At 36.5% G+C, this 24490-nt stretch carries 24 protein-coding genes and 1 tRNA gene; 6 read left to right on the forward strand and 19 right to left on the reverse strand.

The window, feature by feature from the left end; genetic code table 11:
- Nucleotides 1-23: 23 nt before the first annotated feature.
- From ybeY to lepB, 8 genes are all read right to left on the reverse strand, one after another.
- Complete coding sequence (ybeY, locus tag ENH66_00285) at nt 24-569, reverse strand: rRNA maturation RNase YbeY (protein ID HDZ54141.1); 546 nt, start codon at nt 567-569, stop codon at nt 24-26.
- A gap of 116 nt (nt 570-685) precedes the next feature.
- Nucleotides 686-1186, reverse strand: a complete 501-nt coding sequence (locus tag ENH66_00290) for a GatB/YqeY domain-containing protein (protein ID HDZ54142.1) — start codon at nt 1184-1186, stop codon at nt 686-688.
- Nucleotides 1187-1243: 57 nt separating this feature from the next.
- Nucleotides 1244-2455 carry a tyrosine--tRNA ligase gene (locus tag ENH66_00295; GenBank protein ID HDZ54143.1) on the reverse strand — a complete coding sequence of 404 codons (1212 nt, stop codon included), beginning with the start codon at nt 2453-2455 and terminating at the stop codon, nt 1244-1246.
- 16 nt (nt 2456-2471) lie between these two features.
- Complete coding sequence (locus ENH66_00300) at nt 2472-2837, reverse strand: response regulator (GenBank protein ID HDZ54144.1); 366 nt, start codon at nt 2835-2837, stop codon at nt 2472-2474.
- A 409-nt stretch (nt 2838-3246) separates the two neighbouring features.
- The gene (locus tag ENH66_00305) at nt 3247-3468 is read right to left on the reverse strand and encodes a hypothetical protein (protein HDZ54145.1); all 222 of its coding nucleotides are present in this window, start codon (nt 3466-3468) and stop codon (nt 3247-3249) included.
- A 179-nt stretch (nt 3469-3647) separates the two neighbouring features.
- Nucleotides 3648-3980 carry an HIT domain-containing protein gene (locus ENH66_00310; protein HDZ54146.1) on the reverse strand — a complete coding sequence of 111 codons (333 nt, stop codon included), beginning with the start codon at nt 3978-3980 and terminating at the stop codon, nt 3648-3650.
- Nucleotides 3981-3996: 16 nt separating this feature from the next.
- The gene (locus tag ENH66_00315; protein ID HDZ54147.1) at nt 3997-5298 is read right to left on the reverse strand and encodes a histidine--tRNA ligase; all 1302 of its coding nucleotides are present in this window, start codon (nt 5296-5298) and stop codon (nt 3997-3999) included.
- A 149-nt stretch (nt 5299-5447) separates the two neighbouring features.
- Nucleotides 5448-6002 (reverse strand): signal peptidase I, encoded by a 555-nt coding sequence (lepB, locus tag ENH66_00320; GenBank protein HDZ54148.1) that lies wholly within the window; start codon nt 6000-6002, stop codon nt 5448-5450.
- 150 nt (nt 6003-6152) lie between these two features.
- Between lepB and ENH66_00325 the strand changes: the two genes are divergently transcribed.
- Nucleotides 6153-6719 carry an aminoacyl-tRNA hydrolase gene (locus ENH66_00325; GenBank protein ID HDZ54149.1) on the forward strand — a complete coding sequence of 189 codons (567 nt, stop codon included), beginning with the start codon at nt 6153-6155 and terminating at the stop codon, nt 6717-6719.
- 366 nt (nt 6720-7085) lie between these two features.
- Nucleotides 7086-9080, forward strand: a complete 1995-nt coding sequence (locus ENH66_00330) for a DEAD/DEAH box helicase (protein HDZ54150.1) — start codon at nt 7086-7088, stop codon at nt 9078-9080.
- A 24-nt stretch (nt 9081-9104) separates the two neighbouring features.
- Here the strand turns inward: ENH66_00330 and ENH66_00335 are convergent, their stop codons facing one another.
- Nucleotides 9105-9374 (reverse strand): hypothetical protein, encoded by a 270-nt coding sequence (locus tag ENH66_00335; protein HDZ54151.1) that lies wholly within the window; start codon nt 9372-9374, stop codon nt 9105-9107.
- A gap of 154 nt (nt 9375-9528) precedes the next feature.
- On the opposite strand from ENH66_00335, the gene dprA reads away from it, so the two are divergent.
- The 4 genes from dprA to ENH66_00355 all read left to right on the forward strand — a co-directional run bounded on the left by dprA (nt 9529) and on the right by ENH66_00355 (nt 14519).
- Entirely contained in the window at nt 9529-10395 is an 867-nt protein-coding gene (gene dprA, locus ENH66_00340; GenBank protein ID HDZ54152.1) for a DNA-protecting protein DprA, read from the forward strand.
- Nucleotides 10376-12496 (forward strand): type I DNA topoisomerase, encoded by a 2121-nt coding sequence (gene topA, locus ENH66_00345; protein ID HDZ54153.1) that lies wholly within the window; start codon nt 10376-10378, stop codon nt 12494-12496. Before dprA ends, topA begins: the two co-directional genes overlap by 20 nt.
- A gap of 54 nt (nt 12497-12550) precedes the next feature.
- Entirely contained in the window at nt 12551-14296 is a 1746-nt protein-coding gene (locus ENH66_00350; protein ID HDZ54154.1) for a bifunctional (p)ppGpp synthetase/guanosine-3',5'-bis(diphosphate) 3'-pyrophosphohydrolase, read from the forward strand.
- Between the two features lie 139 nt (nt 14297-14435).
- Nucleotides 14436-14519 (forward strand) — tRNA-Leu (locus ENH66_00355).
- Nucleotides 14520-14732: 213 nt separating this feature from the next.
- Here the strand turns inward: ENH66_00355 and ENH66_00360 are convergent.
- The 10 genes from ENH66_00360 to tsaD form a co-directional block, all read right to left on the reverse strand.
- On the reverse strand, nt 14733-15254 hold the full coding sequence (locus ENH66_00360; GenBank protein ID HDZ54155.1) for a phosphatase PAP2 family protein: 522 nt from the start codon (nt 15252-15254) through the stop codon (nt 14733-14735).
- A 224-nt stretch (nt 15255-15478) separates the two neighbouring features.
- Nucleotides 15479-16807, reverse strand: coding sequence for a peptidoglycan-binding protein (locus ENH66_00365; GenBank protein ID HDZ54156.1), 1329 nt, complete (start codon nt 16805-16807; stop codon nt 15479-15481).
- On the reverse strand, nt 16759-17040 hold the full coding sequence (locus tag ENH66_00370; protein HDZ54157.1) for a hypothetical protein: 282 nt from the start codon (nt 17038-17040) through the stop codon (nt 16759-16761). Before ENH66_00370 ends, ENH66_00365 begins: the two co-directional genes overlap by 49 nt.
- A gap of 172 nt (nt 17041-17212) precedes the next feature.
- A complete protein-coding gene (locus tag ENH66_00375) occupies nt 17213-18886 on the reverse strand; it encodes a DUF1566 domain-containing protein (protein HDZ54158.1) in 1674 nt (557 codons plus the stop codon).
- 219 nt (nt 18887-19105) lie between these two features.
- On the reverse strand, nt 19106-19930 hold the full coding sequence (locus ENH66_00380; protein ID HDZ54159.1) for a bifunctional 5,10-methylenetetrahydrofolate dehydrogenase/5,10-methenyltetrahydrofolate cyclohydrolase: 825 nt from the start codon (nt 19928-19930) through the stop codon (nt 19106-19108).
- Complete coding sequence (locus ENH66_00385; protein ID HDZ54160.1) at nt 19930-21195, reverse strand: serine hydroxymethyltransferase; 1266 nt, start codon at nt 21193-21195, stop codon at nt 19930-19932. The genes ENH66_00380 and ENH66_00385 overlap by 1 nt, the downstream gene beginning before the upstream one ends.
- A 4-nt stretch (nt 21196-21199) precedes the next feature.
- On the reverse strand, nt 21200-21394 hold the full coding sequence (locus tag ENH66_00390) for a hypothetical protein (protein ID HDZ54161.1): 195 nt from the start codon (nt 21392-21394) through the stop codon (nt 21200-21202).
- A complete protein-coding gene (locus ENH66_00395; protein HDZ54162.1) occupies nt 21384-22007 on the reverse strand; it encodes a hypothetical protein in 624 nt (207 codons plus the stop codon). The genes ENH66_00390 and ENH66_00395 overlap by 11 nt, the downstream gene beginning before the upstream one ends.
- On the reverse strand, nt 22004-23194 hold the full coding sequence (locus ENH66_00400; protein HDZ54163.1) for an MFS transporter: 1191 nt from the start codon (nt 23192-23194) through the stop codon (nt 22004-22006). Before ENH66_00400 ends, ENH66_00395 begins: the two co-directional genes overlap by 4 nt.
- Nucleotides 23195-23250: 56 nt before the next feature.
- On the reverse strand, nt 23251-24489 hold the full coding sequence (gene tsaD, locus ENH66_00405) for a tRNA (adenosine(37)-N6)-threonylcarbamoyltransferase complex transferase subunit TsaD (protein HDZ54164.1): 1239 nt from the start codon (nt 24487-24489) through the stop codon (nt 23251-23253).
- Nucleotide 24490 lies beyond the last annotated feature (1 nt).

The raw sequence follows: 24490 nt of genomic DNA on the forward strand, positions 1-24490 counted from the left end.
ATTTTGAACTTTATACTATAACCTTATGCTTTTACGCTTCTGCGCTTTTGGGAATTTGTGAGTTGGAAAAGATAACGCCTTTCTTTCTTTTGCATTTTCTTAGCCTTCTGTTCATCTTCTTCGTGGTCGTATCCTAAAAGATGTAAAATACCGTGAATTAAAACCTTTGTCAGTTCTCTTTTAAATGCTGAACTGAACCCTGTTAGAGATTTGCTCTCTTTATGTTTCTTCCTTGCTTCTATGGTCCCTAATGGGGTAAATCTTCTGGCGTTTTTTTTAACCTCATTTGGACAAATAACTATTTCACCCAAGTTCTGAATTCTTTTTCTTGGCCCTACTTGAAATTTTGTTCGTAAATCTTTCGGCTCTGAGAAAGATAAAACGTCAGTTACCCTATTTTTGCCTCGATATCTTTTATTGATTTCCTTTATTCTCGTGCGCCCCACGAAAACGATTGATAGTTCTACTTCGCCCTTTATCTTCGCCTCTTTTAGGGTTTTTTTGGCGATTCCCAATAGTAATTTTTTATCAAGGAAAACGGCAGTAAGATTATTAATCTCAATCACAATATAAAAATATAGCCTTTTTAGATAATATCACAGATTTAAAAAACCAGAAATCCCCTCGAAATGGTGAAATTAGTAACTTAAGTTAACCCCCCAAAAAAAAGAAAACTTTCAATTTCCTACGGGGCAAGTAATTCTTTTACTATTTGACTGATAAGACTGCCCTCGGCCTTTCCTTTAACTTTGGGTATTAATTCTCCTATTACCTTGCCCATATCTTTTTGGCCGGAAGCCCCAATCCTATCAATGGTTTCTTTGGCTAATTTCTTGATTTCTTCTTTTGATAGCTGTTCTGGCAGATATTTTTTTAAAATCTCTAATTCTTTCTGTTCTTTTTCTGCCAAGTCTTCTCTTTCGCCTTTTTGAAACCCTGCTATCGCTTCTTTTCTTTTCTTAGTCTCAGAAAAAACGGCTTCAATTATCTCTTCTTCGGTCAGCTGGCTTTCTTTTTTTAGCTCTTCCTCATTTATCTCCTTCTTCTTTTTGGCTAATCTATTTCTTTTCTCTTTTTCTTTATTTAAAATCTCGGCTAAAAGCTGCCTCAAAACCGAAACTTCGGTTTCTTTCTTCTCTTTTAAATATTCTTTTAAATTAATTGTAATTTCTTCCTTGATAGACATATACTGAAAATACGAATAATTTTAAGCGAGGTGGCGAGTACCACTTCTTGATCTTTTTTATTTAAAAATTATCTTAGTAAATCTTCGGGGACCAATTTGTAGAATTATCTCTTTTCTTGGGTCAATCTTTTCATAAATATTGTCAACTTTTTTTTGATTAATTTTAACTCCTCCCTGCTCGATTAATCTTTTGGCCTCGTTTTTGCTTTTTACTATATTTATCATCACCATCAATTGGGGCAGAAGAATTTCCCTTTTTCGAATCAAGATATATTCTGGTATTTTGCTGGGAAGTTTCTTCTTTTGAAAAACAGTTTTAAAATATTCTAAGGCCTCCGCGGCTTTTTTGCTTCCATGATAAGTCCTAACTATTTCAAAAGATAGCTTCGACTTAAGATCTCGAGGATTTATTTTTCTTTTCTTTAATTCTTTTTCGAACCTATCGATGGTTTTTGAATCAATATTGGTACAAAGCCGAAAATATTTTATCATCAAACTGTCGGGAATAGACATTATTTTCCCAAACATATCAGAGGGTTCATCGACCAAACTAACATAATTCCCCAAGCTCTTTGACATCTTCTCTTTGCCGTCAATTCCCTCTAACAAGGGCAATAAAAGGCAGCATTGAGGGGGCTGATTATAGGCTTTTTGAATATCTCTACCGACTAAAAGATTGAATTTTTGATCAGTCCCTCCAATCTCGATATCGGCTTTTATTGCTACCGAATCATACCCCTGTAATAATGGGTATAAAAATTCATGGATAGCAATTTCAATCCCGCCCTTGTATCTTTTTTTAAAGTCTTCCCTTTCTAACATCCGGGAAACATTATAGCTGGCTGTCAATTTTATTATCTCTCTGAGAGCCATTTTCTCCAACCATTGGCTATTGAATAATATCTTGGTTTTGGCAAGATTAAGGATTTTCGAAAACTGATCAATATAAGTCTTGGCGTTAGACAAAACTTTTTCTTTTGACAAAGAGGGTCTTGTCTTGGATTTTCCGCTTGGATCTCCTATTTGAGCGGTAAAATCACCGATAACAATCATAACCTTATGGCCCAACTGCTGGAATTGCTTTAACTTTCTCAAAGAAACCGCCAGGCCTAAATGTAAATCAGGGGCTGTTGGATCAACCCCTAATTTTACCTTTAAAGGTTTTTTCCGTTTAAAAGAAAGAGTAAGTTTTTCCTTCAAGGCATTGGTCGGCAAAATTTCTACCACTCCTTCAGTTAAGATTTTCAACTGCCCAGAAATTGACTTCATAATTATTTTACATTATTCAAGAAAGATACTCTGTGATTTTTTTAACCAAGGCTTGGGGAGTAAAATCAGTCTTCAATAAATAAGCTTTGACTCCCAGGCTCTCTGCTTCTTTTCTTGTCTTGGGTTCATCGTAATTAGAAAAAGCTATCACTGTAATCGATGAAATTTCTGGTTCTTGTTTTAATTTTCTTAAAAAGCTAATTCCGTTTTCTTTCGGTAATAAAATATCAAGCAAAATTAAATCTGGATTTTCTTTTTTGGCCAAATCTATTCCTTCTTCGGAGGTAGAGGCTAAAACAACCTGAAATCCCTCTTGAGAAAATCTATCTTGATACATTTCAGCTAAAATTTTTTCGTCCTCTACAATAAGAATTTTTTTCATAGAAATAAATTGCTAAACTGTTACATTATTAAATTGTTATTTCTTGGCGACAACTCTATTTTTAATTTTTACAAAGATGAAATAGATGAGGCAGGAAATAAGATAATAATAAGGTATGAGCAAGATAATCCCTATAGATACCATAACGAAGTCGTACAGCCCGCGTGTGGCGTAAAACCATCCTAGATCACCAGACCTTTCAAATAATATGAAGGGCAGGGCAAGCAATACGAAAAGATATGCGTAAAGCTTTTGGATTGTGGGTAAGGCGCCATCTTGAAATAAGAAATACCCAAATACGAAATTAACCAAAAATAGGCACGAAATAAGCACCTTTCACCAATTCGGTTTTAGAAATTCTTTAAGAAACTTAGCCATTTAGCAATGTAACAATTTAACAATTTAAGTCTTATCTGCCTAATTTCCCCAATTTTTTTAATTTTTCGTATTTTTTCTTTAGTTCTTGCTTTCTTAAGGCGGCTGATTTTTTAGCGTAATGGCTTCTCTTGCGTTTTCGAAAACGAATCTCTCTTGCCCGAAGCAAAATCCCGCTTCCTCTAATGCTTTTTGAAAAACGGTGAATTAAACCCTGGCTGGTTTCTTTAAATTGACGTTTAACTTCAAGTGCCATAATAAATTTTAAATCCTAATTTCTAATATCTAAATGCTAAACCCCATAGGTATAACTCGCTTCGCTCGTTAACTACGGGGCAGGCAATATCTAAATTTTGGAATTTGCTGCGCCCCGGACTTAAATCCGAATGATTTATAGTTCTGGGGTTTCGGATTTCGAATTTCGAATTTCTTTACTTAGGGCATTTCTTCTATTGCCCCTCCTAATAGATGTAGGTGCAAATGATCAATCAATTGCCCTCCCTCTTTTCCAACATTAATCGCCAGTTTGTAGCCCTTTAGGTCTTTTTCTTTTGCTATTTTCTGGGCTACCAAGAAAAGATCGCCTATCAAATTCTTATCCTCCGACGTTAAATGATTAACTGATAAAATGTGCTTTTTAGGTAGAATTAAAATGTGAACAGAAGCTTTAGGATGGGTATCTTTAAAAGCAATTGTTTCTTCTGCTTCATAAACAATTTCTGAAGGTAGCTCTTTGTTTATAATTTTACAAAAAAGACACTCTTCCATAAATAACTGTTTATGGCTATTTCTTCAAACGTTTTTTCATTTCTTTTATTATTTTTTCTGACTTTATCACTTCTTGTTTTCCGGTTTTCATATTTCTTATCAAAACCACTTCCCCCAGAGCTTCTTTCTGGCCAATAATTAAAGTGTATTCGACTCCCATTCTATCGGCTAAATAAAGTTGGGCCTTTAAAGAATCTCTTCCAAAAGTTTCAGCTAAAGGAATTTTAGCCTTTCTAAACTCTTCGAAAAGTTTAAGTCCTTTTTTTTTGGCTAGTTTCCCTAGTTGAGCCAGAAAAATTTGCTTTTTAACTTCAACGGGAGGCTTCCATGTTTTTTCTTTCATTAAATTCACAATCCTTTCTACTCCGGCTGCCCCTCCCATACCCGGCGTATCTTTGCCCCCTAAAAGTTTCACCAAGACATCATATCTCCCGCCAGCAACTATTGCTCCCTGTCTTTTTCCTTCTTCGCCTTTATCAAAGATCTCAAAAACTGTTTTAGTATAATAATCAAGTCCTCTTACAAGATAAGGATTAAGATAGTAAGGTAGCTCTAGTTCATCCAAGAATTCTAAAACTTCTCTAAAGTGATTATGACATTCCTGACAGAGATGATCAATTATTTGAGGGGCCTGGTTTTTAACTCGTTGGCACTTTTCTTCCTGGCAATCTAAGATTCTGAGGGGATTTTCTCTAATTCTTCTTTGACAACTATGACACAAACTCTCGGTTTTAGATTTTAAATAGCTTACTAAAAGTTTTTTATAATAAGGCCGGCATTGACTATCTCCTATACTATTGATTTCAACGGTCAAATCTTCGAAACGAAGCTCTTTTAAAATATTATAAAAAATTTGGATAATCTGAGTATCAACAACTGGACTTTGTTCTCCGAAAACTTCAAAACCAATTTGATGAAACTGACGAAATCTGCCAGCCTGTGGTCTCTCATAGCGAAAAAAGGGGCCAGAATACCAAAACTTTACCGGCTGAGGACGATTAAACATCCCATGTTCAATATAGGCTCTAACCACGGACGGGGTCCCCTCTGGTCTGAGGGTCAACCAATCTCCTCCCTTGGTTCTAAATGTATACATTTGTTTCTGGACAACATCGGTGCTCAACCCTGTTCCTTTTTCAAAAAGTCCAGCTTCCTCTAAAATCGGAGTTTCAATAAATCTAAAACCATAGAAATTGGCAATATTCTCAGCTATATTATAAAGTTTCTGAAAGTACTTCTGGTCTTCAGGAAGAATATCGTGCATTCCTTGGGGAGATTGATACCCTCTTTTTCTTTTTTTGGAAATACTTGAATCCATGCCCCGTAGTGAAATTTCGACTTAAATCAATGAGATGAAATCTCGGTTTATAATTTATATGTTGAATATCTTTTTCTCTCTTTTATGCCCCGTTTTACCTTGTTCGCCCTTCGGGCGAACTGTCGAAATTCTACTACGGGGCATGTCTTCTAAGGGGTTTTATAAATGGGAGTGATAATTTTGGCAATAGCTGTTGGGGGCCAAGCCCTGAAAAGAACTCGACCAATAATATAATTTTCTGGTAAAGATCCCCAACGTCTCGAGTCAGAAGAAAAAGCCCGGTTATCTCCCAAAACAAAGTATTTATTTTCTTCTAAAGTAACAAGAAAGTCTCCGAGGGTAACCGATGGCTCAAAAAAATAGAACGATTCATCTAACATGTAGGCTTCTCCGTCTTCTGAAATAAATATTTGACCTTCTTTTATCTGAATTGTTTCTCCGGGAAGACCGATAATTCTTTTAATATATCGTTGAGAAGGATCCTGAGGATACTTGAAAACTATCACTTCACCTCTTTGGGGTTCTCGGAATCTATAGGAAATTTCATCGATAATTAAATAGTCCCCACTATTAAAACTAGGCTCCATCGAGGCTCCCCTAACAATAAAGGGCTGAAATAAAAAATAACGGACAGGCACCACTATTAATAAAGCGATAATAACTATTTTTGAGATCTCCCAGAGAAAAGACAATATATTTCGCATAACTATTCTATTGTAGCTAAAATTTTTTCATCTGGCAAGCCGACGCACCAAGCGAGGATGAGGCACAGAAAGCATCTAAATTAACAAAATAATCATCGTTTGGCGTGGGGGCAAGAGAAATGATATAATATTATTACGAACAAATTTATTATGATTTTCATTATTGGACTGGGTAATCCAGGAAAAAAATTTCAAAAAAGTCGCCACAATATTGGCAGGTCAATAGTTAGTTGCTGGCAGGAAGTCATTGGTTTCCCTAATTTTAAACTGCAAAAGAAATTTAACGCTTTGATTTCGAAAGGAATTTACGAAAAAAAAGACGTGATCCTCATTCTCCCTGAAACTTTTATGAACTTATCTGGAAAGGCAGTCAAAGCCCTATCTGTCTACTACAAACTGCCAACTACTAATGTCTGGATTATTCATGATGATATTGACATTCTTTTGGGCCAAATCAGGATCGTCAAAAATCGGGGATCTGGCGGTCATAAAGGAGTGGAATCAATAGTTAAAGAATTAAAAACGAAAAATTTTATTAGATTTAGAATAGGAATTCAGTCGAAAGACGGAAAACCCAAAAATGTTGAAAAATATGTTCTTCAGAAATTTGGTAAAGCAGAAGAGAAAGTTGTTGAAAAAACTGTTGAAAAAACTTGTTTAGCAATTACAATGGTTCTCAAGGAAAATCTAGAAAAAACAATGACCCAGATGAATTAAGCAAGGTCTTGTGTGAAAAATGAGCTTTTCAACGGAAGTTTTTTAAAATTTCTATTTCCCGGTTGAATCCAACATAGTTCGTGCGGGCCAATGTAAAAATATAACCGATAAAAAAATTGGCCAGCTGGCCAATTAGCACTCTTGCCGATCCCTGCTCCTTTCTTCTTTCTAAAGAATAAACTTTACCCTCCAGTCCACCTATCAGCGCCAGGGACTCAAAAGATAACCTTCAAATCCCTAGACTTTCGGCTACTTCAGGCTTAAGGAGGGATTGCCTAGAATTTCACCGCTGATAGGCAGGCTGGAGGGTAAAAAGGTAGAATACGGCTTGACTATCTTGTAAATATTTTATTATAATTCAATCGAATGAAATTGTCAAGGGAAGCTACCGATAGAGTTTTGATTGTCAGTCTCATCCCCTATTTTTTGAATAAGGGAAATTTTTGGTTTGAGGAGAATTTTTCAAAGATTTTAGCTGCCAGAAAAACCCAATCATTTTTCGAGAGCAATACTCTATTTTTAGAAAAAGGGCAAACCCTTAATCTCTCTCAATTTTTAAGAAAGTTGGATGAAATGGGCTATGAGAAAGTATTGAAAATTGAATATCCGGGAGAATTCTCCCAACGAGGAGGTTTGGTTGAGGTTTTTCCTCTAAATTCAAATCAAGCTCTATTGTTTGAGTTTTTTGGTAATAAAATTGAGAATATTGAAAAATTAGAAGTAGTAATCGAAGATGAGAAAAAATCAAAAGAGATTTTGAAAAAAAAGCTAAAATCTCAAAAAATATTTTCTGATTTAAAAGGAATTAAACCCGGAGATTGTTTAGTTCATCTAGATCATGGTATTGGCATTTATGAACAACAGTCAACTGTCACGCTGTCTGTCAACGGAGAATCAGATAATAAGCAATATTATGTACTAAAATACGCTCAGGAAGATAGGTTATATGTTCCCTTGGGCCTAGAAAGAAAACTTTCACGTTATATTGGTTTTGGGAAACCGCAAATTGCTCGATTAGGTAGTTCACTCTGGCAGAAAACAAAAAGAAAGATAAAAGCAGAAACTGAGAAATTGGCTAAAGAGCTTTTAGACATTGCGGCCAGCAGAGAGATAACCACTCGCTCTCCTTACTTACCAGAAGACGAAATAGACCTTCAGTTAGCTTCTGATTTTCAGTACCTTGAGACTCCCGACCAAAATGAAGCGATCGAAGAAATAAAAAAAGATTTAGAAAATAATCGGCCAATGGATAGAATCTTGTGTGGCGATGTTGGTTTTGGTAAAACAGAAGTGGCAATAAGGGCAATGATAAAAGTGGTGAAATCCGGCTACCAGGCAGTAATGATCTGTCCAACCACTATTTTGGCTTATCAGCATTTCCATAATTTTAGAAAAAGATTAAAAAATCTTCCCGTAAAAATTAGATTGCTTTCTCGCCTTCAAACAAAAAAAGAACAAAAAAAAATTGTTGAAGAATTAAATGCCGGTAAAGTTGATTTTGTTGTTGGCACCCATCGATTATTATCAAAAGATGTTACCCCCCACCCCTCTCAAAAAGGTGGAGGGCTGGGGCTTTTAATTATTGATGATGAACACCGATTTGGGGTTAAACAAAAAGAAAAATTTAAAAAAATCAGGGCTAATCTTGATATATTATCACTTTCTGCAACTCCAATTCCCAGAACCCTTTATTTGGCTCTCTCATCCCTGAAAAAAATAAGTTTAATTACAACACCTCCTCCCGGCAGGCTCCCGATTAAAACTTTTATTGTCCATTTCAAGAAAAAAATAATCAAACAGGCTATTGAAAAGGAAATTTCCAGAGGAGGACAGGTCTATTTTCTTTTTAATCGAATTCAAGCAATTGAAAAAATGCGGGAATTTTTAGAGAAATTATTGCCTAAGGTTAAAATTGGAATCGCCCATGGAAAATTGGCAGAAAAAGAACTAATTAAAACAATACAAGATTTCCAACAAAAAAAGATCGATGTTTTAGTTACAACGACAATAATTGAAAATGGAATTGATCTACCCAATGTTAATACTTTAATTGTCGCAGACGGCACAAAACTCGGGCTAGCCCAAGCCTATCAAATAAGGGGAAGGGTTGGCAGGTCTCATATTCAGGCTTTTGCTTATTTTCTATACTCTAAAAGAATCTCCTCTTTGGCCAGAGAAAGGCTTCAGGCCCTAAAAGAAGCCGAAGCCTTGGGTTCTGGCTATCAAGTTGCTTTAAAAGATTTGGAAATCAGAGGAACGGGGAATATTTTGGGAAAAGAACAATCTGGCAATATAAATCAAGTAGGACTGAACCTCTATTGCCAAATGCTCTCTGAAGCTGTTGAGAAATTAAGAAAATAAAAAAGAGGCCATGTCTCTGGCCCCTCAATAATTGGCGCGGATTGCTAGAAGGATTGGCATTTGCTCTTTTGCAGTTTCTCTGGCTATTCGCTCGATTTCGCCTCTTTCAGACGGCGCTAAATCGTTTACTGATACGTCGAAAAACGAACGAAAAACTTCCTCAACAGTTTTTATCATCCTATCTTTTAGAACATCCTCATCAATTTCGCTTCCCTCTAGGTCATTTAACAATCTTTCTTTTTGTTTATCCAATAGGTAGGTCGCCTCTTGAATTATCTCCTCAAAACTCTTCATTTCCGCCTCCTTTTGGTTGTTTAAGTACAAGCCCTCCGTTTAAAAAATAATATACGGAGTCGAAAAAGTCAATCTTTTGACAAGCTTAGGATTAATGTTGAACTTATTAAAACATCGAATTTCTTAATTTTTAAAAATCGTGCTAAATTAAAAAATGGAAGAAATAAAAGAGATTAATATTAATAATAAAGATTATCCAGAACTTCTTAAAAAAATTAAGAATCCGCCAAAGGTTCTTTATGTTAAAGGAAATATTTTTCCAGATGAGCCCTGCTTTGCTATTGTTGGAACAAGAAGATTTTCTTCTTACGGAAAACAGGTAGCCCTGGGAATTGCCGGCGATTTAGCTGAGGCCGGTTTAATTATTGTTTCAGGATTAGCACCCGGCATTGACACTTTTGTCCATCAGGCAACAGTTGAACGGAGAACACAAACAATTGCTGTTTTAGGAACGGGCATTGATGAAAAAAGCATTTATCCTCAATCAAATCTGAGGTTGGCCCAAAAAATTATTGAAAAAGGTGGAGCTTTAATTTCTGAATACAGACCTGGTACTCGAGGGACTCAATTTACTTTTCCCCAAAGAAACAGAATTATTGCCGGACTCTCTTTGGGAGTTTTGGTGGTTGAGGCTAAAGAAAAGTCAGGGGCTTTAATTACTGCTCACTATGCTCTCGAGCAGGGCCGAAAAGTCTTTGCTATTCCTGGTTCAATTTATTCTTCTAATTCTCGAGGTTCCCACAATTTAATAAAGAAGGGAGCAAAATTAATTGAGAATGCTAACGATATTTTAAGAGAATTAAATTTACCCATTAAAAAGAAGGCTAAAACAACAACGGGAAAAACCAAAGAGGAAAATCTAGTTTTAGAAGCATTAAGAGAAGAGTCTTTATATGTTGACAAAGTTATCGAAAAAACAAAATTACAAGCATCTGTCGTTTCCAGCACTCTCTCGACATTGGAAATAAAAGGAAAAATAAGAAACTTGGGAGGAAGCATATATGCAATTAGTAATAGTTGAATCACCAATTAAATCTCGAACTATCCAGCAATTTTTAGGCCGAAATTACAAGGTCTTATCTTCTTATGGCCATGTTAGAGATCTGCCAAAAAGTAAACTTGGGATAGATATAGAAAACGATTTTAAGCCAAGCTACATAATCATTCCAAAAACCAGAAAAATAACTCAGTTATTAAAAAAAGAAGCTAAAAAAGCAACATCTGTAATTTTAGCTACTGACGAAGATAGAGAAGGAGAATCCATTGCTTGGCATCTTGTCCAGTTGCTTAATCTGAATGGTTTAAAGCCTTATCAAAGAATAGTTTTCCACGAAATTACAAAAAGAGCAATTGAGAAGGCTTTAAAAAATCCAAGAAAAATTGACATGAATTTAGTTAATGCCCAACAAGCCAGAAGAATTTTAGATCGCATTGTTGGCTATAAATTATCACCTTTTTTATGGGATAAAGTGGCTAGGGGGCTATCGGCAGGAAGAGTCCAGTCGGTAGCAGTAAGATTGATAGTTGAAAGAGAAAGAGAAATTCAGAAATTTACTCCCAAAGAATATTGGAGCATTGAGGCATTACTTAAAAAAAATAAAAATACAAAGGTAGAATTTAAGGCTTCGCTAATTAAGAAAAATGGAAAAACTATTCCAAAGCTTGCAATTGCAGCCAAAAAAGAAGCTGATAAAATTATCGAAGATCTAAAAGGGGCTGAATATAAGGTAATTGATATTGAAAAAAAAGAAGTAAAAAGAAATCCTCTTCCTCCATTTACAACAAGTACTTTGCAGCAAGAGATTTATCGAAAATTAAGATTCTCGGCAAGAAAAACCATGTTTATTGCCCAGCGGCTTTATGAAAAAGGGCATATTACCTATCACCGAACCGATTCTCTTAACCTTTCTGAACAATCTTTATTGGCGGTTAAAAAATTCATTATCGGAAATTACGGTAAAAAATATTGGGCAGGTTTTCTGAAAAAGTATAAGGCTAAAGGTAAGACTCAAGAAGCCCATGAGGCCATTAGGCCAACTTATCCTGAAAATACTCCAGAAAAACTGAAAATAGAGGCAAAACCCGACGCCGGAGCGAAGCCCAGCACCAGAGCCGAGCACGGTGCCGGACCAGCCCCGAACCGAAACAAAGTTTCTGGTGCGGGGTTAGACGACGACCAGTTCAAACTTTATGATTTAATCTGGCGAAGATTTATTGCTTGCCAGATGAATCAAGCCATTTTCGACTCGACTACTATTGATATTTCAGCTAAAACATATCTCTTTCGGGCCACTGGCCAAATTTTAAAATTCGAAGGTTTTTTAAAAATATATCCCATTAAATTTGAAGAAAACGAACTACCATTATTGAAAAAAAATGAAGCCTTAAAGCTTATAAATCTCATATCTTCTCAGCATTTCACTCAGGCTCCCCCCAGATATACCGAAGCAACTTTAATTAAGACCCTGGAAGAAAAAGGGATTGGCCGGCCTTCAACCTATGCCCCGACATTAGCTACAATCCAAGGAAGAAATTACATTGAAAAAGATGCAAATAGACGGTTTCAACCAACCAGAATTGGTTTTATAGTAAACGATCTTCTGGTTAAAAATTTTCCGAAGATTGTTAGTATTGATTTCACGGCCACGATGGAGGACGATTTAGATAAAATTGCTCAGGCAAAAGTAGGGTGGGTCACAATTATAAAAGAATTTTATACTCCTTTTAATGAAAACTTAGAAAAAAAGCGTCAAAAAGTTTCAAAAAAAGAATCAATTGCAGAACTAACTAACGAAATTTGCCCAGATTGTGGAGCCAATTTATTAATTAGGATAAGCAGATTTGGAGAGTTTTATACTTGCTCCAATTTTCCAAAGTGTCGATACAAAAAAGATATCCCTAAATCTTTAGATATTAAATGTCCAAAATGTAAGAAAGGAGAAATGGTTGAAAGAAGGACAAAAAATAAGAAGATTTTCTATGGGTGCTCTCTCTGGCCGGACTGTGATTTTGCCTCTTGGGAAAAACCGATTGGAAAAAATTGTCCAAAGTGTGAATCAATCCTAGTTATCACTAAATGGAAAAAGATAAGGTGTTTTAATAAAGACTGTAAACCCCGTTAGAAAGGGCGAGGCTTTAGACTCCGTTAGAGGTAAATCTCTAACGGAGTAAATAACATGCTGAATATCTTGAAACAAATTAAACAAAAAAGCGATGACCCGGTTTTGATTGAAAAGGCTTTTAATTTTGCAAGAAATGCCCACCAGGGACAAAAAAGATTTTCTGGTGATGATTATATTATTCATCCTTTAAAGGTGGCTTTAATTTTAGCCGGTAGAAACCTTGATTCCAAAACTATTGCTGCAGCTTTATTGCATGATGTACCCGACGATACCTCGGCGTCTTTGGATGAAATCGAAAAAGAATTTGGCAAAGAAGTTGCTTTTCTGGTTGACGGAGTAAGTAAATTAAGCAGGCTTCGTTATCCTAAAGTGTATAATCTTCCCCCTATCTCTATCTTTTCTGTTAGTCCTCAAGTAGAGAACCTAAGAAAAATGTTTTTTGCTATGGCTGAAGATTTAAGGGTGATTTTGATAAAACTGGCTGATCGTCTTCATAATATGGAAACATTAAAATATATGCCTAAAGAAAAACAGAAAAGATTTGCCTTAGAAACTTTAGAAATTTTCGCTCCAATAGCTGACAGATTAGGAATGGGCGAAATAAAAGTCCAGCTTGCAGACCTGGCTTTTCCTTATCTTTATCGTAAAGAGTACGAATGGTTAATAAAAAATGTAAAAGAAAAATATGAAAAAAGAGAGGGTTATTTGAAAAAAGTAGAGCCAATTATTAAAAAAATCTTAGAGAAAGAGGGAATAACTCCTTTAAATATCCACTCTCGAGTTAAATCATACTGGAGTCTTTATCAGAAGCTTTTAAAGCATGGCATGGATTTTGAAAGAATTTATGATCTAGTAGCTTTAAGAATTATTGTAAAAGATTTAGATTCTTGTTATAAGACCTTGGGAATTATACATAAACATTTCAAACCGCTTATAGGCAGAATTCAGGACTTTATTGCTCTTCCCAAGCCAAATGGCTATCAAAGCCTTCATACTACTTGCTTCTGTTTGGAGGGAAAACTAACTGAGCTTCAGATTAGAACTCCAAAAATGCATAATCGGGCCGAAAATGGAATTTGTGCTCATTGGGCTTATAAAGAAAAAGTAGATCTAAAGGCTCAACAAAATAAATATATTTGGATTCAACAATTAAAAGACTGGCAACAAAAAATTCACAGAACAAAAGAGTTTTTTGAAAGATTGAAAATTGATTTTTTTAAAAGTAGAATTTTTGTCTTCACGCCCAAGGGAGATGTGATCAATCTTCCCGAAGGAGCTTGCGCTATCGATTTTGCCTACCATATTCATACTGAAATCGGAAACCATTGTGCCGGAGCGAAAGTCAACGGAAAGATAACTCAAGTATCAGCTCCGTTGAAAAATGGAGATGTGGTGGAAATTCTGGTTGATAAAAATAAAAAACCAAGCCGAAATTGGTTAAGATTCGTTAAAACCAATTTAGCCTACTCTCATATCAAAAAAGAGTTTAAAAATGGCTTCTTGGAATCTATTAGAGAGAGGTTTTTACCAAAAAGAATAACAAGACAAATATTTAAAAAGCCAAAGTTATTCGTTAAGCCCGGAATAAAAAAACCCCCTCAAATTATCTTAATCGGCGGGGAAACCGGTATTTCTTTTGCTCTCGCCAAATGTTGTGATCCTCGATCAGGAGATAACATCAAGGCTATCATTGCAAAAACTAAAAATGCCTCTGTTCACAAAATTTCCTGTAAAAACTTAAAGAAGGCTCAATTACAACATCCTCAAAAAATTATTGAAGCTTCTTGGAAAAGACCCTAGGTTGATAAAAACCGGAATCTTTGTTAAATTAAAATTGGACCTTGGCCAGGTTGGCTGAGTTCTCCATAGTTTATCGCAAGAAATAAGCAAAAGTATATTCTTTCTGTACTGGTGATTTTAACCCAACTAACTCTAACTGGCCGCGGTGGCGGAATTGGTTTACGCGTACGACTCAAAATCGTATGACCGAAAGGTCGTGTGGGTTCGAGTCCCACCCGCGGCACTGATTTTAAAAATGAAGTCCTCGAGAAAAATAGAAAAAATCCGAAAGAAAGCTGAAGAAAAGATGATTACTTTAATCTTGGTCGGATTTGAATTGGTAGCGGCTCTGGCCTGGAATGATGCCATTAGACCCCGTTCAATGTTCTCTTCCTAAAAGGAAGAGGAGTGGCCGGAAAGTTTATGTATGCCGTGCTCATTACGGTGATTGCGGTTATTATTTCTTTACAATTAAAGAAAATTTCCGAAAAGAAAGAATAATCAAAAGAGCTGAGAGGATACCAACGATTGCCCCAGCCAAAATATCTGATGACCAATGAACTCCGGTGAAAATCCGAGGAATAGTAATTAAAAAGCTGGCCATAAAGAACAGAAGGCCGGCCTTTTTGTTATAAAAATAGATAATTGTAGCAATGGCAAAAAAGAAGGCAGCATGGCCCGAAGGAAAGGCGGATTGATTCAGACGGTCTAAAAGTAAATTAATATGATTGTCAACAAATGGTCTTGGTCTTTCCCAAAACAAACGAATAGTATCTACAATAATGAACCTTGCCAAAATCGCGGATAAAAAGGACAAGGTTACCATCTGACGATATTTTTTAAAATTTTTAACTAAAAATAAAAGTAATAAAAAAACTAAAATATAACCAAAGTATTTGGCGAAAAAAATAGTCAAAACGTCCAACCAAAACCATCGTAAAGCAAATTGATTAATTTGTTGAAAAATAAATAAATCCAAATTGTGTTGCGAGAATTTAAATTTTTAAATCTTCGCTAGCAGGACAATTCAATTCTAACAAATTGGAAGATAAAAAGAAAAGATATCCCATTACCATTTTTATGTTTATGTAGTCAAAAGTAAAAAGGATAATACTACGGTTCACATATATGTGAACCGTAGATGCAAGCTGCAGGGTTCTGACTTCTGCAGTTTAGTTATTTGAAGATTCTTATCTTTCTCTTTTACCGACCTAAAATATCGTTAATCTTAGCTCGGGTAGTTGAACCAACAAAACCAGTACCTTCCGTTAATCCCCAAGGAGCTAAGATATCTTCAGCATATTTTTCCTGAAAGCGAATTACTGCCTTCTTAGTTAAAGGACCAAACCAACCAGACACTATGCCTTCAGGATAAATCTCAGGACCTTGGGCTTTTAAGAAGATCTGTAAGTATCTGACGTCATCATTTGTCTGGTCATATTTAAGATTAATGGTGAATCTGTAATTAGTTGGGATTTCTTCAGTGACCTCCTTTTCCAAAAGTTGTTGAAGCTGAACTTTTAATTGGTTAATCTTTTCTGAAATTTCAGCAATCTTTTGTTTAAGTTCCTCAACGGTCATCTCAACAATTGGTTTTTCTTTTATCTCTCCCATTAGGGCAAACAAAGTAAAGTGGATGGTCTGGGCAGTGACAGTGTTAGTTAATGTGTTAACTTCGCTTTTCAATGGTTTCCAGCTTTTAGTAGTTTTATCCCACCAGTAAATCTTGAGAGTCTTTTCATCAACCCCGACTTCTTTTACTTTTGCATCTGTATAGGTAAAAGTAATCGCCACTACTCCCTCAAATTTTTCTAATTCTTCTCCTCCAGAAAGAGCTGTAAAATCAGCTACTAAGTCACCAACTATTTTAGTATTTTTAGGTAAGGGATTGGTTTTAATTGCCTCAACTTTATCTTTTGGCTCAATTTTAACTACCACTGTTCCCTTAATGCTGTAGGAAGGAAAAACTACTTTAGCTAACTCTCCAGATTCAAAGGTTTTTCTAACCTCTCCTCCTAAATTTTGATAAACATTACCTTGACCGGTAGTGCTGACTGGTGGAGAAATAACTCCACCACCACCAGTAACAACAACTGTTTTTCTCCAGCTTGTATTAATATTGCAATTAGCACAACTAAAACTAATCCAGCCCACATTTTCTCCCCAGGCATAACCTGAAAAATCACCGGTTGAACCATCAATAATTACCTGAGAACCAGTGGGATTGAAATTTATCCAACCAACATTCTCGCCCCAGGCATATCCTGAAAGATTACCCTGACCGTCATTGGTTACCCCGCCATAAGTAGGGTTGAGATTAATCCAACCAACATTTTCTCCCCAGGCATAGCCAGCAACTGCGCTATTTGTTACCGTTACCCCCTCGCCCTGGCTGGGATTAAAGTTGATCCAGCCCGCGTTTTCTCCCCAAGCGTAACCCGTGGTGTTTCCGGCAGCCCAAACTGGAAAGGCGAAGAAAAATCCTACCCATAAAATGACGGCAAGGAGAGTATATTTTGTATTTTGGAACATATAACCTGGAATTTATAACTTATAACTTTCTTAGAATGCCCAATACCATCTGCTCCAACGTCTTCAGTTAATTCCATTGCTCTTCCATAGTTCTTTTTAGATACATAATTTTCGACCAAAGAAAAATGTAATAGATATTTGGCTTTCTTAAGTGATCCGTACGAGGTTTCTAAAAAATTCTTGTAGACATTATCCATTTTTCTGGCATAACCTTCAATGTAGTCTAAGACTATCGAAAGAGCAGCTCTTCGTAACTAAGAAGTTACTCCGTATAATTCATCTCTGGGAAAATCTTTAGTAATTTTATAAACCAAATGAGCAAACTCATCCATTTTAAATTACAAATGACTATGAAATTGGATCATAAATTCACGGGTTACAGGTTAAGATACAAATTACAAGATTCTACCCGCGGACGCAACGGACATACAAAAGAAAAGTATCCTTATCGTAGCCGTCCACGCCGCCGGTGCCGAAGAACACGACCCAGGCGCCGGCAGGGTTACCGACGAAGGTAGAACCCGACCAATAGTAGCTAGACTGAGTAGCGGGGAAATAAGTGGTGTTAATAGCTGGGCTAACATTTTGGTAATTAACAATGCTTTGCAGTTCTTTTATATTGGGCAATCTCCAGTCAGTCTGGCCGGCAAAATTAAGTCCTTCGCAGTACGAAGGAGCAGCTGCCCAATAATTAGTTTCAATCGTACCGGTGGTGCAAGTTGAGCCGGAAAGGCCTTTTGAACATTTCTGCCACATTAAATTAGTGTTGTTATCGGTGATGGTCTCGTCTCCGTTGTCAGTAAATGACGGATCGAGGGTCCCGGAGTTTGCAGCAGTGTATTCAGCATCCTGCCCCGCTGGAGCATCACCGCAGGTTATTGAGCCTCCCGTTGTGTTCCAACAGCCGGTTTGACCAGTATCGGGAAGAAGCCTTTTAAAGGTTCCGGCCACCCCAAATATGGAAATTCCGCTTTTAATGTTGCCTGCAGTCAGATCAGCATCTCCTTCAGCATAACCAGTGCCATTGTGATAACCTTGGGTAATGGTCAGGTTAGTAGTCGAGGGAGTAATAGTCTGCTGACCGACATTAGTCATTGTGCCGGTTAAAAGAGCGCCGGCTTTTGTCCAGGCCTCAAGTCCTGAGAGGATGTTGCCAACCACAGCGTCACCAGCCCCAGTATCCCCGGGTAGAGCATAAGTGGCCGAAGGATAATCGCCGGTTAGTCCTACGCCAAAAAGAGTGTCTTTTTTTACCGTGCCAACAGTAAGATTGGCCGCGTTGTAAGTTCCGGCTCCGGCAGCCGTAGTTAAAACCGTGCTCTGGATTGTATCGCCGTAAGGATAACCGGCTGTAACGGTTCCGGCGATTCCAAAAATGGTTTTCCCGCTCAAAATATTGCCTGCTATCAAATCAATATCCACCGCGTCCAATGTTGTCGCGCTGTAATAGCCGGCGCTTACAGAGGTAGTGGCGGCTGATAAAGTTTGAGTCGGCATTGTGCCGGTGATAAGCGCGCCTGCCTTGCTCCAAGCTTCCAAACCGCTTAAAATATCTGCGGCAGTACTGTCAGCAGCCGCGGTATCCCCGGGCAGAGTATAAGTGGCCGAAGGATAATCGCCAATCACGCTGAAAAGATCTACCCCGCTTTTTATCTTGCCCACAGTCAAATCAGCATCTCCTTCAGCATATCCTGTCCCATCGTGATAACCTAAGGTAATGGTCTGATTGGTTGTAGTGGGAGTAATAATCTGTTGTCCTACATTAGTCATTGTGCCAGCTACTCCCAAATAAGAAGTGCCAGAAAGCACTTTAGCAGCATCAATGGTGGGGATAGCTTCGTAAATCTGGGTGAGAGTATACATTGAGGAAGCTGGTGAGACTGAAGGAGAAAATGAATGATCGCCTTCAGTGGAAGTAGCGTTGGTAGTTAAACGGGTATAGATATTTGAAAGGGTATACATAGTGGCTGCCGGCGAAGCCGAGGGTTCAAGATTGCCGGCTTTGACGATAACGAAGACAATGGCTACAGAAATGATGATGGTGACAAAACTTAGGAAAATTGTCCTGAATCTGTTCATAGTTTTACGCAAAAATACAAAGTATTTCTTTTGCACTGAAAAGCAGATATTTTGTATTTAAGCGGTTAGTTTTATTATGTTTTATTTCTCTTAAAGAGAGATTGTGTGTTGCATTTTGCATAGTTTCTTATATTATTGTTCTTATTCTAATAATATCATAGCACAGAGAAAAAAAGGAAGTTCAATCCTCATTCTACTTGCTCCTAAGATTTAATACTCCTATTTGTTAAGGTTTACTAAATTTTTAATTACAAAGGCTACTGTAAGCGGACCAACCCCTCCTGGCACTGGAGTGATATAACTTGTTTTTTTGGAAACACTTTTAAAATCTACATCTCCTACTAACTTTCCCTCCAGATAACTTGAGCCACAATCAATAACTATTACTCCCCTCTTTGTCATCTTGGCAGTGATGAGATTTGATTTCCCAACGCCGGAAATTAAAATGTCAGCTTTTTTGGTAAACGAAGAAATATTTGGGGTAAATTTATTAATAACTGTCAAGGTTCCCCCCTTTTTTAAAATCCATAGGGTTAAGGGTAAGCCGGTCAATTTCCCTGAGCCAATTAGAACCACATTCTTTCTTTTAATTCTTAAATTATAAATTGTAAAAAGATAAGAAATTGCCTTAACGACGGGAGGTAAAATTTTTGAAGTTCCTTGATAAAATCTTCCCAAACTCTCAGTTGATAAAACATCAACATCTTTGCGTGAAGGAATTAGATTTAAAACTTTATTTGTATCTATATTTTTCGGTAAGGGGAGTTGAATTATTACTCCCGAATTTTTTGAGTTCTTACTAATTCTTCTAACCTCTTTTTGAAGTCTATTTTGGCTGATTTTTTTTGGGAAATTATATAACCTAAAATTAACTCCAGTATTTTCACAAAACTTTTTCTTTTGGCTGATGAAAATTTTAGAAACAGGTTCTTCTCCCACTAAAACTACGGCTAATCTTAACCTCAGATTAGATTTTTTAATCTCTTTTCTAAGAACATCGGAGATTTTTCCTGCTAATTTTTTGCCATCTAATATTTTGGTCATTATAGTAGAGGAAATTTCTTACACAATTTTTTTATTTCTCTTTTCACCCGCCTAAGTTTTGCTTCGCAAAATTTTGGCGGGTTAATTTTTGAACTTTCAATAACTTCGTTAATCCAATAAGCTATCTTTCGCATCTCCTTTTCCTTCATCCCTCGGCTGGTAAGAGATGGCGTTCCAATTCTTAATCCCGAAGGGTCAAAAGGCTTTCTCTGGTCGTAGGGAATTCCATTTTTATTGGTTACTATCCCAACCTTTTCTAATAAATTCTGGGCTTCTTTGCCCGAAAGTCCTTTATTGGTTAAATTAATTAGAATCAAGTGGTTATCGGTTCCTCCGGAGATTAAATCGAAATTGTATTTCTTGAGTTCTTCAGCCAAGACTTTAGCGTTTTTCACTATTTGTTGAATATATTTCTTAAATTGCGGTTTTTGGGCTTCTTTTAGCGCAACACCAAGAGCGCAAATTGTGTGATTATGTGGTCCTCCTTGAATTCCGGGGAAAACTTTCGGAAAAATCTTTTTCCGTAATGCTTCCCTGCAGATAATTATTGCTCCTCGCGGCCCCCTTAGAGTTTTATGTGTGGTTAAAGTCACAACATCTGCAAAAGGAAAAGGGCTGGGATGTACAGAGCCTGCAATTAAACCTGAAATATGGGCGATATCAGCCATTAAGTAAGCTGTAATCTTATGGGCAATCTGGGCGAATTTTTTAAAATTTACTTTTCTTGGATAAGCGCTGTATCCTGTAATAATTAACTTTGGTCGTTCTTTTTTAGCTAATTTTTCGATTTCTCTATAATCTAAAAATCCTTTTTTATTTACAAAATAATTAACAACTTTGAAATCCTGGCCGGAAAGAGAAACTTTTGCCCCTTGGCTTAGATGGCCGCCATGACTCAAGGCCAGGCTCATAATTTTATCGCCAGGATTTAAAAGTCCTCTTAAAACTGCGTAATTTGCCAGACTTCCAGAATAAGGCTGAACATTTACTGCCCATTTTTTTGGACTTATCTTAAAAACTTTTTTTACTCTTTCTTCAACTAACGTCTCTAATTCATCAATAATCCTTGTCCCCCCGTAATATCTCTTATATGGCCTCCCCTCAGAGTATTTGGCAATAAAGAGCGAGCTTAGAGCCTCTCTGACAGCTGTCGAAGCATAGTTTTCAGAAGCTATTAAATTCAAAGTCTCTTCGTGCCTTTTTCTTTCTTTGTCAATAAGAGCTGCAATTTTAGGATCTTTCTTTCGAATAATTTTAATGTCCATAAAATTAGTGTTTAAAACATCTAATATTAGTTAGCGCCATTGGAACTTTATATTTATTACAAAGATTAATTGTCTCTTTATTACGAATAGAACCACCCGGCTGAATAATTGCTTTTACTCCTGCCTTAATTAAAATTTCAGGGCCATCCGGGGATGGAAAGAAACCATCGGAGGCAGCCACTAAATTCTTAAGAGACACTTTTGAAAAATTTAGTTATATTTTTATCGTATTCGGCTGTTCGCTGAAAGACTTTTTTGGCTAGTTCTAATCGAATTTTCTCTGGAATCTCTTTCTTCTGTTTTAGGACCTTTATAATCATACCATAATCTTCCGGGTCAATGACTACTGCTACATATTTATAATTTTTAGCTGCGGCTCTAATCATTGTTGGCCCGCCAATGTCGATATTATCAACGGCTTTCTCAAGAATGTAATCTTTTTGAGTAATAACTTTCTCAAAAGGATAAACCCGCCTAAGTTTTGTTTTACAAAATTTGGGTGGGTAAAGGTTGCAAACTACCATATCAATTGGCTGAATACCCAATTTTTTAGCCTCTTTCTGGTGTCTTAAATTTTTCCGGTCGTAAAGCAATGCTCCTTCAATCTGGAAAGAAATTGTCTTCATTCTTCCGTCGAAAGCTTCCGGATTCCTGGTAATTTTTTCGATTGGAATTATTTTAATCCCAGTTTTTTTAAGAATTTTGGCCGTCCCGCCAGTTGATACTATTTCCCAACCTAATTTAGTCAAATTTTTAGCAAAATCGGCTATTCCTATTTTATCCCAGACACTAATCAAAGCTCGTTTTTTCATTTTCTTTTAAATTTTGACGGCTCCTCCAGTAACATAAAACCTAAAGAAAATATTGCAGCTATTATAAAAGCTATATTAATTTTGGGAACAAAAAAGAAGAATATTGCTAAAACTAAAAATAAAAAAAATCTAGAAATATTTATAATTATTTCTCGATAAATTATGAATTCATCGGTTTCTGCTCCTTTCAGGGCTGCTTTTTCATAAAACAGGGTCTGGAAAGGAATTCCGGCTGTGGTTCGGGAAATTCTATAAAGAGTGTGGGACAGGAAGGCGCCGAAAGGGGTTACCACAAAGTATTTTATTATCCAGGCCACAGAGGTTAAAAAGGAGCCAATGTTTAAAAGTCTGGGCCGGTTAATGGTGTCAGTCATTTTTCCCATATATAGAGTAAAAAAGGCTGAAAATCCCAAAGCAAAAGAGGTGATTCCTCCCATAACTGAATATTGGATGGCTAAAATAAACATAAAAATAGGCCACAAATAAGCATTCATCGCCACTTCCATACCGTTAAAAGCGAAGGCTAAAGAAGTTTTTCGATTTCCTTTTTTGAAAATTCTGCTCCAGGCCTTTTTATAAGAATCGGTGTAAATTTCATGAATTTCTTTGGAAAGAAATAAAGGAATGGCAGAGGCAAAAAGGATAATTAACACTACCATAAATAAAACCGGATAGTTAAAGGCAGTTAAAATCCATCCTCCAATAATTGGACTGACAACGACGGGGACCAACATGGCAATGTTCATTTTCCCTACCTCCATTCCTCGATGATCTTTTTCCGAAAAACGAGCAAAATCAGTATGAAAGGCTGGCCAAAAAAGAGTCATTCCTAAGACTTTTAAAATGATAGCCAAAGGTATGAATAAAAACGATCGATAAAGAAAAAATAGGCAGAGATAATATCCAAAGAAAAAAAAGTGACTAAAAAGCATGCTGTGTTTTAACCCGATTTTTGCCATTATTTTTCCTCCATAAACTACCAAAATCCCATAAAGACCATGAATTACTCCAAAGAATAAAAGGGTAGAGGGAAGAGATCTCTCAAAATAAAGATAAAGATAAATCGGCTCAAATATTAAAACCATTCCCAGGGCTAAATAACGGATAGCAACGCTGGCGAAAAACTGACTAGCCTCTCTTTTTAGGAAATAATGTAAAAAATAAATTGGAGAGTAGTGTATGGGCATGTTTCTTGATTGTATTTAGTCGAATGAAAAATTAAAAATAAAAAAAATATTTAACTTTAAATTTTGAGATTGGCATTGGCCTTTATTCCTTTCCAGTTTTTTCTCTCGCCCGCTTTCCGGTGGGAACAAGCAGCCCTTGCTATCATTGCTGCATTATCAGTACAGAATTGATTGTCTGGCATTAAGTACCCAGTGCTTGGTATTTCTTGTTGAATTTTCTCTTTAAGCTGTTTTCTCAACTCTTTGTTCGCCGCCACTCCTCCACTTAGTAATATTGTTTTTACTTTATAATGCTTAGCTGCCTTTAGGGTTTTTTTAATTAAAACGTCAATTATTGCTTGTTGAACTTCGACACACATTGCCCGAATAAAGTTCTTATCTTTTCTTTCTTTGGGTCTTTTGTCTTTGACTTTATACAATACGGCGGTTTTTAATCCAGAAAAACTGAAATCATAATCTTTAGTATAAATCATCGGTCGGGGAAGTTTAATTTCGAATGCAACCCTACGGGGAGTCCTCTTCGAGTCCAGCAGATTTCGTGCTTCGGATTTCCATCGCCGAGCAAGCTCGGCTATGGCCGGTCCTCCCGGATAGCCTAATCCCAAAATCTTAGCCACCTTATCAAAACACTCACCAGCCGCATCATCACGAGTTTCCCCCAGTAATTTATATTCGACCGAAGGGAGAATATCTCTGGAAGCATATTTCCCAATACTTTCGATTAGAATCAACTGAGTATGGCCGCCAGCAACTGATAAACAAATAGCTGGAAATATATCTTTTTTCTGAATCTTAATTTCTTCTCTAATAAAGTTGGCAAAAATATGTCCTTCTATATGATTAACCGATATAATTGGCAACTGCCAGTAATAAGAAAGGGCTCTTGCAAAATTGATTCCTACCCATAAAGCAGGCTCTAACCCCGGACCTATTGTTATTGCAATAGAATTAATTTTTGGTTTCTTATAATTTGCTAAAAATTTTTCTAACTTTTTATAGAGATGCTCTTCTCTTGTTAATATTTCTTTAAATTTTTCGAATTTTTTCTTTTGGGCTCTTGATTTATCTTTGACTTTCACTAACATACCGGCTTTTTTTAATGCTCTTTTTAGAACTGGCACTAAATTTTTCTGATGCTCTCTTTTAGCTAAAGTCGGCACCACTCCTCCCCATTTTTGATGAATCTTTATTTGGGAGGAAATGATATTAGACAAAATTCTAAAGCGAGACTTCTGACACTTAGCCAAGGCAATGGCTGTTTCATCACAAGAAGTTTCAATAGCAAGAATAATCATA

The organism is Candidatus Nealsonbacteria bacterium (assembly GCA_011050465.1).
GTDB lineage: Bacteria > Patescibacteriota > Minisyncoccia > Minisyncoccales > RBG-13-36-15 > RBG-13-36-15.

Coding starts and splice junctions, on each gene's coding strand:
- ENH66_00300 (HDZ54144.1), bottom strand. CDS start 2,837: ATGAAAAAAATTCTTATTGTAGAGGACGAAAAAATTTTAGCTGAAATG.
- ENH66_00365 (HDZ54156.1), bottom strand. CDS start 16,807: ATGTTCCAAAATACAAAATATACTCTCCTTGCCGTCATTTTATGGGTA.
- ENH66_00335 (HDZ54151.1), bottom strand. CDS start 9,374: ATGAAGAGTTTTGAGGAGATAATTCAAGAGGCGACCTACCTATTGGAT.
- tsaD (HDZ54164.1), bottom strand. CDS start 24,489: ATGATTATTCTTGCTATTGAAACTTCTTGTGATGAAACAGCCATTGCC.
- ENH66_00315 (HDZ54147.1), bottom strand. CDS start 5,298: ATGGATTCAAGTATTTCCAAAAAAAGAAAAAGAGGGTATCAATCTCCC.
- ENH66_00375 (HDZ54158.1), bottom strand. CDS start 18,886: ATGAACAGATTCAGGACAATTTTCCTAAGTTTTGTCACCATCATCATT.
- ENH66_00290 (HDZ54142.1), bottom strand. CDS start 1,186: ATGTCTATCAAGGAAGAAATTACAATTAATTTAAAAGAATATTTAAAA.
- ENH66_00385 (HDZ54160.1), bottom strand. CDS start 21,195: ATGGACATTAAAATTATTCGAAAGAAAGATCCTAAAATTGCAGCTCTT.
- ENH66_00330 (HDZ54150.1), top strand. CDS start 7,086: ATGAAATTGTCAAGGGAAGCTACCGATAGAGTTTTGATTGTCAGTCTC.
- dprA (HDZ54152.1), top strand. CDS start 9,529: ATGGAAGAAATAAAAGAGATTAATATTAATAATAAAGATTATCCAGAA.
- ENH66_00400 (HDZ54163.1), bottom strand. CDS start 23,194: ATGCCCATACACTACTCTCCAATTTATTTTTTACATTATTTCCTAAAA.
- ENH66_00295 (HDZ54143.1), bottom strand. CDS start 2,455: ATGAAGTCAATTTCTGGGCAGTTGAAAATCTTAACTGAAGGAGTGGTA.
- ENH66_00395 (HDZ54162.1), bottom strand. CDS start 22,007: ATGAAAAAACGAGCTTTGATTAGTGTCTGGGATAAAATAGGAATAGCC.
- ENH66_00380 (HDZ54159.1), bottom strand. CDS start 19,930: ATGACCAAAATATTAGATGGCAAAAAATTAGCAGGAAAAATCTCCGAT.
- ENH66_00305 (HDZ54145.1), bottom strand. CDS start 3,468: ATGGCACTTGAAGTTAAACGTCAATTTAAAGAAACCAGCCAGGGTTTA.
- ENH66_00350 (HDZ54154.1), top strand. CDS start 12,551: ATGCTGAATATCTTGAAACAAATTAAACAAAAAAGCGATGACCCGGTT.
- topA (HDZ54153.1), top strand. CDS start 10,376: ATGCAATTAGTAATAGTTGAATCACCAATTAAATCTCGAACTATCCAG.
- lepB (HDZ54148.1), bottom strand. CDS start 6,002: ATGCGAAATATATTGTCTTTTCTCTGGGAGATCTCAAAAATAGTTATT.
- ENH66_00310 (HDZ54146.1), bottom strand. CDS start 3,980: ATGGAAGAGTGTCTTTTTTGTAAAATTATAAACAAAGAGCTACCTTCA.
- ENH66_00325 (HDZ54149.1), top strand. CDS start 6,153: ATGATTTTCATTATTGGACTGGGTAATCCAGGAAAAAAATTTCAAAAA.